The sequence below is a fragment of the Microbispora hainanensis genome (assembly GCF_036186745.1).
Taxonomy (GTDB): Bacteria; Actinomycetota; Actinomycetes; order Streptosporangiales; family Streptosporangiaceae; genus Microbispora.
In genome coordinates, this window is the sequence record NZ_CP108086.1 from 1,259,615 (window position 1) to 1,272,180 (window position 12,566).

11 protein-coding genes and 1 tRNA gene are annotated in these 12,566 nt (G+C 68.3%); 7 read left to right on the forward strand and 5 right to left on the reverse strand.

Going from position 1 to position 12,566, the window contains the following annotated elements:
- The first annotated feature begins 456 nt into the window (after window positions 1-456).
- The 3 genes from OHB01_RS05685 to OHB01_RS05695 all read left to right on the forward strand — a co-directional run bounded on the left by OHB01_RS05685 (window position 457) and on the right by OHB01_RS05695 (window position 2,673).
- Window positions 457-798, forward strand: a complete 342-nt coding sequence (locus tag OHB01_RS05685; protein ID WP_142652017.1) for an FmdB family zinc ribbon protein — start codon at window positions 457-459, stop codon at window positions 796-798.
- Between the two features lie 62 nt (window positions 799-860).
- The gene (locus OHB01_RS05690; RefSeq protein WP_142652019.1) at window positions 861-1,667 is read left to right on the forward strand and encodes an S-methyl-5'-thioadenosine phosphorylase; all 807 of its coding nucleotides are present in this window, start codon (window positions 861-863) and stop codon (window positions 1,665-1,667) included.
- 214 nt (window positions 1,668-1,881) lie between these two features.
- Window positions 1,882-2,673 carry an SAF domain-containing protein gene (locus OHB01_RS05695; protein ID WP_142652021.1) on the forward strand — a complete coding sequence of 264 codons (792 nt, stop codon included), beginning with the start codon at window positions 1,882-1,884 and terminating at the stop codon, window positions 2,671-2,673.
- 233 nt (window positions 2,674-2,906) lie between these two features.
- Here the strand turns inward: OHB01_RS05695 and OHB01_RS05700 are convergent, their stop codons facing one another.
- Both OHB01_RS05700 and OHB01_RS05705 read right to left on the reverse strand, forming a co-directional pair.
- Entirely contained in the window at window positions 2,907-4,025 is a 1,119-nt protein-coding gene (locus OHB01_RS05700) for a M15 family metallopeptidase (protein ID WP_142652023.1), read from the reverse strand.
- 130 nt (window positions 4,026-4,155) lie between these two features.
- Window positions 4,156-4,737, reverse strand: a complete 582-nt coding sequence (locus OHB01_RS05705; protein WP_328855031.1) for a hypothetical protein — start codon at window positions 4,735-4,737, stop codon at window positions 4,156-4,158.
- Window positions 4,738-4,897: 160 nt separating this feature from the next.
- On the opposite strand from OHB01_RS05705, the gene OHB01_RS05710 reads away from it, so the two are divergent.
- Window positions 4,898-4,970 (forward strand) — tRNA-Arg (locus OHB01_RS05710).
- A 285-nt stretch (window positions 4,971-5,255) separates the two neighbouring features.
- On the opposite strand, the gene OHB01_RS05715 is transcribed toward OHB01_RS05710, so the two are convergent.
- Window positions 5,256-5,723, reverse strand: a complete 468-nt coding sequence (locus OHB01_RS05715; RefSeq protein WP_142652027.1) for a hypothetical protein — start codon at window positions 5,721-5,723, stop codon at window positions 5,256-5,258.
- A gap of 484 nt (window positions 5,724-6,207) precedes the next feature.
- Here OHB01_RS05715 and OHB01_RS05720 point away from each other — a divergent pair, with 484 nt between their 5' ends.
- The gene (locus tag OHB01_RS05720; protein WP_169953795.1) at window positions 6,208-7,512 is read left to right on the forward strand and encodes an IS256 family transposase; all 1,305 of its coding nucleotides are present in this window, start codon (window positions 6,208-6,210) and stop codon (window positions 7,510-7,512) included.
- On the opposite strand, the gene OHB01_RS05725 is transcribed toward OHB01_RS05720, so the two are convergent.
- The gene (locus tag OHB01_RS05725; RefSeq protein ID WP_328855032.1) at window positions 7,475-8,554 is read right to left on the reverse strand and encodes a site-specific integrase; all 1,080 of its coding nucleotides are present in this window, start codon (window positions 8,552-8,554) and stop codon (window positions 7,475-7,477) included. The genes OHB01_RS05720 and OHB01_RS05725 overlap by 38 nt on opposite strands.
- A gap of 150 nt (window positions 8,555-8,704) precedes the next feature.
- On the opposite strand from OHB01_RS05725, the gene OHB01_RS05730 reads away from it, so the two are divergent.
- Window positions 8,705-10,234: an IS1634 family transposase gene (locus tag OHB01_RS05730; protein WP_419197557.1), complete on the forward strand. Its 1,530-nt coding sequence runs from the start codon at window positions 8,705-8,707 to the stop codon at window positions 10,232-10,234.
- Here OHB01_RS05730 and OHB01_RS05735 read toward each other — a convergent pair.
- The gene (locus OHB01_RS05735) at window positions 10,200-10,880 is read right to left on the reverse strand and encodes a hypothetical protein (protein WP_328855033.1); all 681 of its coding nucleotides are present in this window, start codon (window positions 10,878-10,880) and stop codon (window positions 10,200-10,202) included. The two genes, OHB01_RS05730 and OHB01_RS05735, sit on opposite strands and share 35 nt — an antisense overlap.
- A 354-nt stretch (window positions 10,881-11,234) precedes the next feature.
- Here OHB01_RS05735 and OHB01_RS05740 point away from each other — a divergent pair, with 354 nt between their 5' ends.
- Window positions 11,235-12,542: an IS256 family transposase gene (locus OHB01_RS05740; protein WP_328855034.1), complete on the forward strand. Its 1,308-nt coding sequence runs from the start codon at window positions 11,235-11,237 to the stop codon at window positions 12,540-12,542.
- Window positions 12,543-12,566: the final 24 nt, after the last annotated feature.

Here is a 12,566-nt window from a genome sequence, read left to right on the forward strand (position 1 = left end):
TTGCGCTGCGGCGGTCCGGGCGGTGCTTTGTGACGCGGTCCGGGCCGCGGTTTGCACTGCGGCGGTTCCGGCTGCGGCGGTTCGGGCGGCGGCGGTTTGGGCGGCGGTTCAGGGCTCGGTTCGGGCTGCGGACGGATCGCGGGCGGACCGCGGGCGGACCGCTCGTGGATCGCGGGCGAGGCTCGGCGGGAACCCGCTGGGATCTCGGCGGGAGCCCGGCGGGTTCTCGGTGGGAGCCCGGCGGGTTCTCGGTGGGAGCCCGGCGGGTTCTCGGTGGGAGCCCGGCGGGTTCTCGGTGGGAGCCCGGCGAGATCTCGGCGGGGATCTTGGCGGGGATCCTGGCGCGCGCGAATGGGACGGCGCGGGGCAATAAACCGGGCTGGAGTGGCGTTTGGGCTTGTTGACTGCTTACCATTAGCAATCGACCCGGTCGAGTGCCAGTCTCAGGAGGAGCGAGTGCCTACCTACCAGTACGCCTGTACCGCTTGCGGTGAGCAGCTGGAGGCCGTCCAGAAGTTCTCTGACGACCCGCTCACGGAGTGCCCAGCCTGCCAGGGCAAGCTGCGCAAGGTCTTCTCCGCGGTTGGCATCGTGTTCAAGGGCTCCGGGTTCTATCGGACCGACAGCCGTTCTTCGAGCTCGTCCACGACCACGGCCACCACGACGACGACGTCCTCGAAGTCGTCCGGCGACTCCGGCAAGAAGGAGCCCGCGACCTCCACGAGCTCGTCTTCGTCCTCGTCGTCGAGCGCCTCCTCGTCGAGCACGTCGTCGTCCGGTTCGACCGCCGCCGCCTGAGGTTATCCACAGGGGCCGACTGCACGCGCCGGACGTGCGGCACCGTTCGCTAGTGTCGGCCCATGGTCAATCGCGCAGACATCGGGGTCATCGGCGGCTCGGGGTTCTACTCCCTGCTTGAGGACGCCGAAGAGATCGACATCACGACGCCGTACGGCCCGCCGAGTGACACGATCACCGTGGGCCGCATCGGCGACCGAACCGTCGCGTTCGTCCCCCGGCACGGCCGCGGCCACACCTTCCCTCCCCACCGCATCCCTTATCGGGCGAACATGTGGGCCCTTCGCTCCCTCGGCGTACGCCAGGTGCTCGCGCCCAGCGCGGTCGGGTCCCTGCGCCCGGAGATCGGCCCGGGCGCCCTCGTGATCCCCGACCAGCTCGTGGACCGCACGCAGGGCCGCGAGCAGACCTACTACGACGCGGGCGGGGCGGTCCACGTGTCGTTCTCCGACCCCTACTGCCCCTCCGGCCGGGCGGCCGCCGTGGCCACTGCCCGCGAGACGGGCTGGGACACGGTCGACGGCGGCACTCTGGTCGTGGTCCAGGGGCCCCGGTTCTCCACCCGGGCCGAGTCGAAGTGGTTCGCGGGGGCGGGCTGGTCGATCATCGGCATGACCGGGCACCCCGAGGCCGTGCTCGCCCGCGAACTCGCCCTCTGCTACACGACCCTCGCCCTCGTGACCGACCACGACGCCGGTGTGGAGGCCGGTGAGGGGGTCACCCACGAGGAAGTGCTGGCCTTCTTCGCCGCCAACGTGGAGCGGATGCGCACGCTTGTCGCGCAGGTCGTCGAGGCCCTTCCGGAGGAGCGCATCTGCCCCTGCGGCAACGCCCTCGACGGGATCAAGCTGCCGATCGAGCTCCCCTGACGCCGATGCGTGCCATGCCGTACGGCCCTGTCCGGCCGCGCGATCGGCGGCGGAACCGGCGGCGGAACCGGCGGCGCGCCACCGCCGCCGGGGCATCGCCCGGACAGGCGATCCATGGGGGCCATCGGCGTGAAGCGTCCACGATGCAACCGGCCCTCGCGAGGAGGCTTGCAAGGAGGCTCGCAAGGAGGCGAGAGGCGAAACCGAGATGGTCATGCGTGATCTGAAGCGGCTGAGGACGCGCCGTCGCCGTCCGATCGCCGCCGTCCTCGCCGGTCTGGCGGTGGCCTGCGTGCTGCTGGCCGTCCGCACCCCTGACGGGGTGGAGGTCCTCGCCGCCGCCCGCGATCTCCCCGGAGGCCGTCTGGCAGCCGCCGACGTCGTGGTCGTACGGCTCCCGCCCGATGCGGTGCCCGCCGGGGCGTACGCGCCGGGCACCCCGGTCTCGGGCCGCGTGCTCGCCGGTCCATTGCGTCGAGGCGAGCTCCTCACCGACGCCCGGCTGCTCGGCTCGGCCCTGTTCCGCCAGACCCTGGCCGGGCAGGCGTACGGCGGCCAAGCCGGCGGCGGCTCGGGCGGCGGCGACCCGGCCGACGGTGGTTCAGCCAGTGGCAGCGCGGCCGACAGTGATTCGGCGGACGTCGGCTCAGCCGGCGGCGGCCCGGCCGCGGCACCAGGGGCGCCGGACCCGCAAGCCGATGCGTCGGCTGCGCGAGCGGGAACGCCAGCCATCGAACCGGGTCTGGTCGCGACGCCGGTCAGGATGGCCGATCCCGACGCCGCCCGCCTGCTGTCGCCGGGAGACGTGATCGACGTCCTGGCGGCCTTCGAGGACGGGCCTTTCCAGGCCCGGACCGTCGCCCGGGAGGTGCGGGTGATCGCCCGGCCACCCGGCCGTACGGACGGCGGCGCGCTGCTGGTGCTGGCCACGACCCCGGCGCAGGCGGCCCAGCTCGCCCAAGCCCAGGCACAGGGCAGGCTGTCGATGACCATCCACCCGCACTGACGGACTGTGCCCAGGCTGTGGAGGGGATTTGCCCGGGCGGCGGAGCGCGCCCGGGTCTTGTCAGGACGGCAGCGGGGCCGATCAGGCGGTGGTCACCTGCGGCGCGCAGCGGGCGTCCGTCGTCGCCGCCCCCGGCCTGCCGTCAGGCCCGCTGGTCACGCGTGACCTGCCGAAACGTCTCCTCGGATCCGGCGTAACGCCCGGCGCCGAGGTTGCTCGGCCGAGGGCGATCGTCAGAGTTTCGCGCCAAGTTGGGGATCGTACTCCCAGTGCCAGGGCTCGAAGGGGCTGTGATACGACCAGTCGGGGTGTATCCAGCCATACCGCTTGCTGTTGGCCTCCAGCCAGTTGAACTGGACAGACCGGAAGTTCTGCACCCCGCCGCACAAGTCGACCGCGAGCCCCAGCCCGTGGTTGCTCTTGCCCGGAGTGGCGGCGAAACCGGGCCGCCGATAGTAGATGGACTGCTGCTCGCTCAGACTGCGATAGCTGTCCGAGATGCACATCGAGGTGCCGAAGCGCTTCTTGTAAGCGATGTTGAGATCGGCGAAGGCGATCGCCGCGTCCGCCCGCAGTTCCTCCCCGGCCTGCGGCAGGGGGCACAGGATGGTCTGGGGCAGCAGGCCGTTCGGGTACTGCTCCGCCTGGCCGATCCTGGTCGGGTCGCAGCCGCCCGCCCCCTTGCTGCTGATCTTCACACCGAGTTTGATCAGCGCCTTGGTCAGCGACCGCACCAGCGAGCTGGAGCGTTTGCGCAACGCGGCGACCTGCGCGCTCAGCTGCGCCTCCTGCAGGAGGCTGGCCGCCCGGAGCTCCTGCGCCTCCTCTGCGAGCCGCTGCTGCCGTTCCAAGAGCTTCACCGCGTCGCCGAGCACGTTGTTCCGTCCGGCGACGATGTGGTCGAGGTCGGCGATCCTCCGGAGCGTCTCCGTGCCGTTCCCCGCCCTGAAGAACGGGCTGAGCCCGTCGAGCGAGGGGTCCTGATACATCGACGAGGCGAGGTCCGACAGCGGCTTGCGCATCTTGTTGAGCTCCGCCGTGGCCTGCTGGAGACTCTCCAACTTGGCCGCCAGCGCCTTCTCGACGGTGCCGAACTTCTTCTGCCGCGCCACCAGTGCCCGGTTCGCGTCCTCGATCGACTTGTACGCCTTCTGAGCCTCCCGCCGCAGCTCGGTCAGCGTGGTGGGCTCCTTGTCGAGCGTCATTACGCTTTCCCCCGCGGACGCCGTACGGACCTTCGCGGTCGTGGTGTCGGCCAAGGCCGGCGCGGCCGTGCCGTACGGTGCGGAGACGGTCAGCGAAGTCATCGCCGTGACGACCGCGATCAGCCTGGCTGATCGAGGAGATGACACGATCGATTCCCCCGTTTGCGAACTCTTGACCTGGGTCAGGGACGCACGTTACTACAGCGCCCTGTGTGCCCGAGCCCCGGTTCGCCTAAGTGCTATCGACCGGACACGTCGCATTTGCGCGTTTCCCAGCTCATCGCCCGCCTTCGGGCTGGCTCTCATGCTCCCGGCAGAGCTCCCACAGCCACGTGTCCCGCCACTCCGGCTCGCACGTGAACGTCTCCTCCTCGTGAGGCTCCGGCTCCTCCGTCGGCCGGCTCGCCTTCGGCGTCGTGGCCGTGTGGATGATCCGTTGGACGGGCCGGGCGATCGGAAGGATCCGTACGACCCCCTCGTAGAGACGCGCGGGACCGGGCGGCGCGGGCACCGGGGTCGGATTCAGCAGGGGTCTCGTCCCCGCCATCGTGATCACGTGGATCCTCTGAGCTTCTCGGCCGTCCACCGTTGGTGGCATGGCGGGCCGCGCAGCAGGCGTTCCGGCGGGGGCCCGATCTCCCCCGGTCTCGGCAGTGGTCTCGGCGCGCTTCTGGTCCGCCGCCCGAGCCGGTGCCGCGCGTACGGCCGCGCTGCCCGATAACTGAGCCCGCGCCCGCTCCCCATAGCCGGTGAAGTCGGCCATGAGCATGCCCGAGGCAAGGATCGCCGGCGAGAGCAGCGCCGCGACGAGCAGCACCGATCGCAGCCTGCGCGCGGATCCACGTCGCGTTAGGGTCACGGCCAGCGACGGTAATCCCCCTCCCCTGACCGGCGTACGACCACTTGCCATCGCTTTACCGCAGGTCAGCCCGCCGATGACCGGCGCACCACGAAACGACACCCCTGGGGAGGCGCGAGCGGGCCCAACCTTTCGCTAGGCTTACTGGTGCACATCATGCGCCTCCGTAGCTCAGGGGATAGAGCACCGCTCTCCTAAAGCGGGTGCCGCAGGTTCGAATCCTGCCGGGGGCACTCTTTGATCAGCCGAAACGGCCCCCACCTGGGGCTTCTCCGAATCCATCTCGTGATCTTGCGCAGTGAGATGCAGCCGTAGGCAGCTGCATGTCAGTGATCGCGAAATATACGCGAAATGATCTTACAGGTGTTTCCCCAGGTCAGGCCGCACATGCGAAGAGGCACGCTGCGCCCCGCCAGTTGGGCCACCTCGGCTGCCGGAACGCCCGCGTTCAACCACAGCGAGACGGTCGGCTGTCACGGTCGCATGGGACCGGGGTACGCGCAGGGTGGTCCGCGCCCTCATCGAGGGTCGTAGCGCCAGAAACGCAGCTTGAACAGCTCTACGCGAAAGATGTCAGGCGGAAAGTCCGGATCGACGTCGTTCTCTAGCGTCTTCGCGTGCACTTCGACCGACCATTCGACATCAGCGCATCCCAGGTCGAACGTCTTATGGTTGTCACCCCCGAGGTACTCGCGCGCCTGGACCTTGCCTGATGGCACGCGCACCCGGCCGCTCCACGAGCGCTCCCAGGAGGGATCGACAGCCGGGGGCGGACCGCTCCACAATTCGAACCGCACGTAGACGCTGCTTTCCCTGTCCGCGCTGCAAAGGAAGAACTTGTCGTCAGTCTCGATCCACCAGTAGTCCTCCCGCGCTTCTGTCGTCGACGACACGGTCAGATCGTCACCGCTGTCGCCGTCTACGATGTCGAAGCCCCCGTAGAGATCCTTGATCTCTTCTACGAAACTCGTCAGGCATTCAGCCACGCCGCACCTCATCTCACGCTCGGAGCCCGCATCAGGGATCAAAGCAGGCAGGTACGACAACCCAGCAGAGCGATCAACGACCGCTGGCACTAACCCCCACGTCCCGCGAAAGCGAAGGGCCCCGGGTAGCCCGAGGCCCTTCCAAGGTAACCCTGTCTCAGTCGTCCAGAGCGGCTGTGATCTTGTTGTTCGCCTGGAGTGCCTGGCCTTCCACGCACTTGGCGTAGACGCGTTGGAGAACCTCCACACTGTGCCCGGCACGCTGGGCGACCTCGGTTGCCGGAACGCCGATATTGAGCCAGAGCGAGACGGCCGCGTGCCGAAGGTCGTACGGCCGAGCAGCCAGCGGCGAGGCCGCCTGCTCCGGCCCGAAACCGATCGCCCGCGCCTCCTGCCAGATCCGAGAGATCGCCGAGGCGGTGTAGGGGCGGCCCTTGGGACTGTACGGTCTTCGGTGTAACTCCTGATCAAGGAGAACGCATCGATGACTACTGTGATCCAGGCATCGGAAGCGACGAATGACCTGGAGGACGCCGCGGTGGCGCGTAAGAAGCCGCAGGCCTCAGAGCAGGAACTGGTGGCCAAGCTGGTCGAGCAGGCCCGCGCTGATGGCCTGGAGCTGGTCGGCGACAACGGGCTGCTGGGCCGGCTGACCAAGCTGGTGCTGGAGTCCGCCTTGGAAGGCGAACTCACCGACCATCTCGGCTACGACAAGCACGAACGCGGCGCGAGCCAGACGGGCAACGCCCGGAACGGCACCCGTACCAAGACGGTGATCACCGACGTCGGGCCCGTCGAGATCGATGTGCCGCGGGACCGGGACGCCAGCTTCGAGCCGAAGATCGTGGCCAAGCGGCAGCGGCGCCTGTCCGGCGTCGATGAGATGGTCATCTCGCTCGCTGCCAAGGGCCTGACCACGGGCGAGATCTCCGCGCACCTGGCCGAGGTGTACGGCGCGCAGGTATCCAAGCAGACCATCTCCACCATCACCGACAAGGTGATCGAGGGCATGACCGAGTGGCAGAACCGGCCGCTCGACCCCGTCTACCCGGTGGTGTTCATCGACGCGATCCACGTGAAGATCCGCGATGGTCAGGTCGCCAATCGGCCCATCTACGTCGCCCTGGCTGTGACGGTCGACGGCGAACGCGACATCCTCGGCCTGTGGGCCGGTGACGGCGGTGAGGGCGCCAAGTTCTGGCTGCACGTGCTGACCGAGATCAAGAACCGCGGTGCGGGTGATGCGCTGATGGTGGTCTGCGACGGGCTCAAGGGCCTGCCGCAGGCGATCGAGCAGGTCTGGCCCCAGGCGGTGGTGCAGACCTGTGTGGTGCACCTGCTGCGCGCCAGCTTCCGGTACGCCGCCCGCCAGCACTGGGACGCGATCGCCAAAGCGCTGCGGCCTGTTTACACAGCCCCGACCGAGGCGGCGGCGCTGGAGCGGTTCATGGAGTTCGCCGAGGCCTGGGGCAGCCGGTATCCGGCGATCGTGAAGCTGTGGGAGGACGCCTGGGCCGAGTTCGTGCCCTTCCTCAACTTCGATGCCGAGATCCGCCGGGTGATCTGCTCGACGAACGCGATCGAGTCGGTCAACGCCCGCATCCGCCGGGCGGTCAAGGCCCGCGGCCACTTCCCCAACGAGCAGGCCGCGCTCAAGTGCGTCTACATGGCGATCATGAGTCTCGACCCCACGGGCAAGGGCCGCAAACGCTGGGTCACCCGCTGGAAGGCCGCCCTCAACGCCTTCGCCATCACCTTCGAAGGCCGGCTGTCCCCGGCCTCGCGATAGAAGAAATCAGCCGCGAGTTACACCGTTGACTGGACGGACCCCGGCCCTTGGCGGTGCGGAACAGCCGGCCATCGTCGGCCACGCCGTACCGCTTGATGTGCTCTCTGAGGATCGCCACCAGGACCGGCGGGATCGGGATCGGGCGGGTTTCCCGCTCGGCCCGATGCTTAAGGCCACGCTCGTCGTGTGCCTCCCCCGAGTCGGTATAGCGCTTGTTCGCCTGTGGCCGCGCCTTCTCCAGCGTCAGCATGCCCCAGCCCTCATCGGGCAACTGGCAATTCTCCCGCCGGAGGCCCGCGGCTTCCTCAGGGCGCAGCGCGGCGTAGTACATGCACGCGTATAGAGCCATCATGCGCGGCCCGCGCGAGCGGCCGACGTAGCTCACCGCGGCGAGCAGCGCCCCCGCCTGACGAGGGTTGACCACCGTCCGAGGGTCGACGGCTTCCGTCGACTTGGGCGGAGTCCACTTGATCTCGCGCAGCGGGTTGGAGGGCAAGACCTTCTCCTCAACGGCGAGCTCCAGGAGGTGATTGAGGACCTCTCGCTTACGCAGGACGGTGTTCGCCGCCGCCTTCTTACCGGCGAAGGTCACGGAGATTGCATCGAGGCCACGCCGGAGAACGCCGGCCTCTTGCAGGTCGGCCAGCGGAAGCGACGCGGTTTCCAGCCAGCGCAGGACGGCCGCCCGGTTTCTGGGCAGCTCCGCGCGCCGGTCTGCCGGGAGCAGGGCGTGATCCCGCAGCACCTCGCGCAGTTCCGCGTCGTCAGGCTTACCCGGCAGGTCCTTGACGAAGGCAGGGACGAGAGCCATCAGGGCATACGTGTCAGTCTCCCGAGTACGCGCGGCCGATGCCTTCCATCGTCGCGCCACGTACTCCTGAGCGAAGCTCAAGACGGTTGGGCCGAGGTCGGACGGAGGCTCCATCATCGACTCAGGGAGGCCGGTCGCGATGTCGAACGCCTCGCCGTCCTTCGCCGCCCGCCGCAGGTCACTCAGGAAGCTGTTCGCCAGCTCCTTGGTCCGGAAGGTCTTGGACTTCACCTTCCCCGCGACCTTCCAGCGAGTGACATACGACCTGACTTGGCTCACGTTTCAAGATTGTCGCTGAGCGCGAGGCGTTGACCTCGTGGTTCCCCGTCGGGAACGGCGAAAAGTGCGCACTAAATCGATCATGTCTCTACCCTGGTGGCCGTGTCTCCGTACGTGCGGACGGTGAAGACGGCCTCAGGCGCCCGGGCGGTGCAGATCGTCTACTCCTCCCGCCGCGGATCGCGGGAGATCGAGCACATCGGGTCGGCGCACGACGACGCCGAGTTGGAGACGCTCAGGGCGGTGGCGCGTCAGCGGCTGGCCGCCGGCCAGCAGGAACTGGACCTGGGGCTGGACGATGGGCCGATGGCGGGCGGGCCGCTGGAGATCGTCAGCTCGCGGATGGAACACCTGTGGGACGCGCTGTCCCGCGCCTACGACACGCTGGGGTTTGCTGCCGCGGCCGGGGGCGATGAGGTGTTCCGGCAGCTGGTGCTCGCGCGGGTGATCGAACCGACGAGCAAGCACGACAGCCTGCGCGTGCTCGGCGAGGCCGGGATCGATGCGGTGTCGTATGCCACGGTGAAGCGCCGCCTGCCGGACTACGCCGCACCGCAGTGGCGCCAGGCCCTGGCCGGTGCATGCGCGGCCCACACCCGCCTCGGGCCGGCCAGCCTGGTCCTCTACGACGTGTCAACCTTGTACTTCGAGACCGACGCCGGGGATGGGTTCCGCGAGCCGGGCTTTTCCAAGGAACGCCGCCTGGACCCGCAGATCACGATCGGGCTGCTCACCGACTCCTCCGGGTTCCCGCTCATGGTGACCGCCTTCGAGGGCAACAAGGCCGAGACCCACACCATGCTCCCGGTGATCGAAGGGTTCATGGCGGCCCACCACCTGCCGGACGTCACGATCGTGGCCGACGCCGGGATGATCTCCGAGGCGAACAAGCAGGCCATCGAAGCCGCTGGGCTGTCGTTCATCCTCGGCATGAAGATCCCCGAGGTGCCGTATGTGGTCAAGCAGTGGCGGCGCGAGCACCCCGGCACCCCGATCCCCGACGGGCACATCTTCATCCAGCCCTGGCCGTCGGGATCGAGCCGGCCCCGCCGCGACCAGATGATCTACTACCAGTACCGGGCAGAGCGGGCCCGGCGCACCCTGCGCGGCATCGACGAGCAGGTCGCCAAGGCCCAGCGCGCCGTCGACGGGCAGGCGCCGGTCAAGCGCAACCGGTTCATCAGGCTGTCCGGCGCTACCAAGAGCGTCAACACCGAGCTGGTGGACAAGGCCAAGGCCCTGGCCGGGCTCAAGGGCTACATCACCAATCTCGCCGCCTGCCCGGACGGGACGCCCATCACCGCCGAGTTCGTCATCAGCTCCTACCATCGGCTGTTCGAGATCGAAAAGTCCTTCCGGATGAGCAAGCACGACCTCAAAGCACGGCCGATCTACCACCACAAACGCGAGTCCATCGACGCGCACCTGACGATCGTGTTCGCCGCCCTGGCGGTCGGCCGGTGGATCGAGGCACGGACCGGATGGTCGATCAAGAAGTTCGTCCGCACCGCCCGCCGCTATCGCACCGTCCGAATCCAAGCCGGCAACCACGTCCTGACCGCCGCCGACCCTCTGCCCACCGACCTACGCAACGCCCTCAAGCGGATCCGCAGCCCCGAAGGTGCGCACTAAATTGAGCCAACTCAGGAACGGCGAGCTCCAGGAGGTGATTGAGGACCTCTCGCTTACGCAGGACGGTGTTCGCCGCCGCCTTCTTACCGGCGAAGGTCACGGAGATTGCATCGAGGCCACGCCGGAGAACGCCGGCCTCTTGCAGGTCGGCCAGCGGAAGCGACGCGGTTTCCAGCCAGCGCAGGACGGCCGCCCGGTTTCTGGGCAGCTCCGCGCGCCGGTCTGCCGGGAGCAGGGCGTGATCCCGCAGCACCTCGCGCAGTTCCGCGTCGTCAGGCTTACCCGGCAGGTCCTTGACGAAGGCAGGGACGAGAGCCATCAGGGCATACGTGTCAGTCTCCCGAGTACGCGCGGCCGATGCCTTCCATCGTCGCGCCACGTACTCCTGAGCGAAGCTCAAGACGGTTGGGCCGAGGTCGGACGGAGGCTCCATCATCGACTCAGGGAGGCCGGTCGCGATGTCGAACGCCTCGCCGTCCTTCGCCGCCCGCCGCAGGTCACTCAGGAAGCTGTTCGCCAGCTCCTTGGTCCGGAAGGTCTTGGACTTCACCTTCCCCGCGACCTTCCAGCGAGTGACATACGACGGCGTCTTACTTGTCGGGTTACGCCGGATCTCCCAGAACTTCACGTCATAGCTGGTGTTCACGCGGCCCTACCTTCTTGAGTGCGAGCGCGCTCCGGTTGGTGTAGAAGATCGGGGTGTGCGAACGAGGCAGGGATGGCTCTCACGCTGGCTGCCCTCGATGGCAAGGGAGGCTCGGCCCCCTGCCTCGTCGCTTCTCCTTGACCGCTGATTAGGCACTGCGATTGATCGCTATGTAGGGCATGGACGGCGAGGAGAGGCTGCATGGCAGTGACGGGAGAGGAAGGAGTGGCATGGCCGTCGCTGGAGGTTGTCCCGTAGCTCGTAGAACTTGAAGTGGCGGTCCCCGCCTCGGGCCCTACCTGGTGGTAGGTCTCGAGCAATCGCCAAATCACTCCGAGTAAGGAGACGGGGACCGTGAGCAAGACCTACCAGAACAACCGCCGACGCGCCCAGCAAGCCGCCGAAGACGTGGCCGTTCCGCATACCGTGAGCGTGGCCATGGAGCAGATCGCCGCCTCGATGAAGGACGGCCTGCTCGCGCTGGCTGTGCAGTCCGGCCTGGCCGTGATGTTCGCGATGCTGGAGGAAGACGTCACCGCGCTGTGCGGTCCCCGGGGCAAGCACAACCCCGACCGCCTCGCGGTCCGGCATGGCAGCGACGCCGGATCGGTGGTGCTGGGCGGCCGCAGGCTGCCGATCCGCCGCCCCCGGGTGCGCACCGCAGACGGCGCAGGCGAGGTCGCCATCCCGGCCTATGAACTGTTCTCCTCCACTGAGATCCTCGATGAGATGGCGCTCGGCAAGATGCTCGGCAAGCTCTCCACCCGCCGCTACCGGCTCGGGCTTGAGCCGGTCGGCGGCGCCGTCGAGCGCTCCTCCACCGGCACGTCCAAGTCGGCGATCTCGCGACGCTTCGTCGTCGCCACCGAGCGCGCCCTGGCGGAGTTGATGTCGGCCGATCTGTCCGGGCTGGATCTGGCCGCCCTCATGCTGGACGGGGTGCACTTCGGCGAGCACACCTGCATCGTGGCGCTGGGGATCGGCATCGACGGCACCAAGCACCCTCTTGCGTTGGTGGAGGGCTCCACCGAGAACGCCACCCTGGCCCGCGAGTTGATCGTCGGCCTGCGTGAGCGCGGCCTGAACGTCACCCGCCCGATCCTGGTCGTGCTCGACGGCTCCAAAGCGCTGCGCCGGGCGGTACTGGATGTGTTCGACCACCCGGTGATTCAGCGCTGTCAGCTCCACAAGATCAGGAATGTCCGGGACAAGCTCCCTGAGAAGCTACGCGCTGTGGCCGAGAAGCGGATGCGCGACGCCTACCACGCCGATACCCCGCTCGCCGCCGAAGCCAAGCTGACCACGCTGGCCGCTGAACTGGACAAGAAGTATCCCGGAGCCGCGGCCTCGCTGCGAGAGGGAATGGACGAGACGCTGACCATCCTGCGGCTGGACGTGCCACCGACACTCGCACGCTCGCTGCGCTCGACCAACCCCATCGAATCGATGATCTCCATCTGCCGCGACCACGCCGCCAACGTCAAGAACTGGAAGGACGGGCAGATGGCGCTGCGCTGGTGCGCGGCCGGCATGACCGAAGCCACCAAGCAGTTCCGCCGCGTCAACGGCTTCCTGCACCTGCCCACACTCCGCAGCGCGCTTGACCGGCACGTCGCAGCCCAGAACCCGACCTCAAACTGCTACAACGAGAACGTCGCCTGACCGCGGGACCGCCGATCAAGTTCC

Coding starts and splice junctions, on each gene's coding strand:
- OHB01_RS05690 (WP_142652019.1), top strand. CDS start 861: ATGGTCAATCGCGCAGACATCGGGGTCATCGGCGGCTCGGGGTTCTAC.
- OHB01_RS05695 (WP_142652021.1), top strand. CDS start 1,882: ATGCGTGATCTGAAGCGGCTGAGGACGCGCCGTCGCCGTCCGATCGCC.
- OHB01_RS05720 (WP_169953795.1), top strand. CDS start 6,208: ATGACTACTGTGATCCAGGCATCGGAAGCGACGAATGACCTGGAGGAC.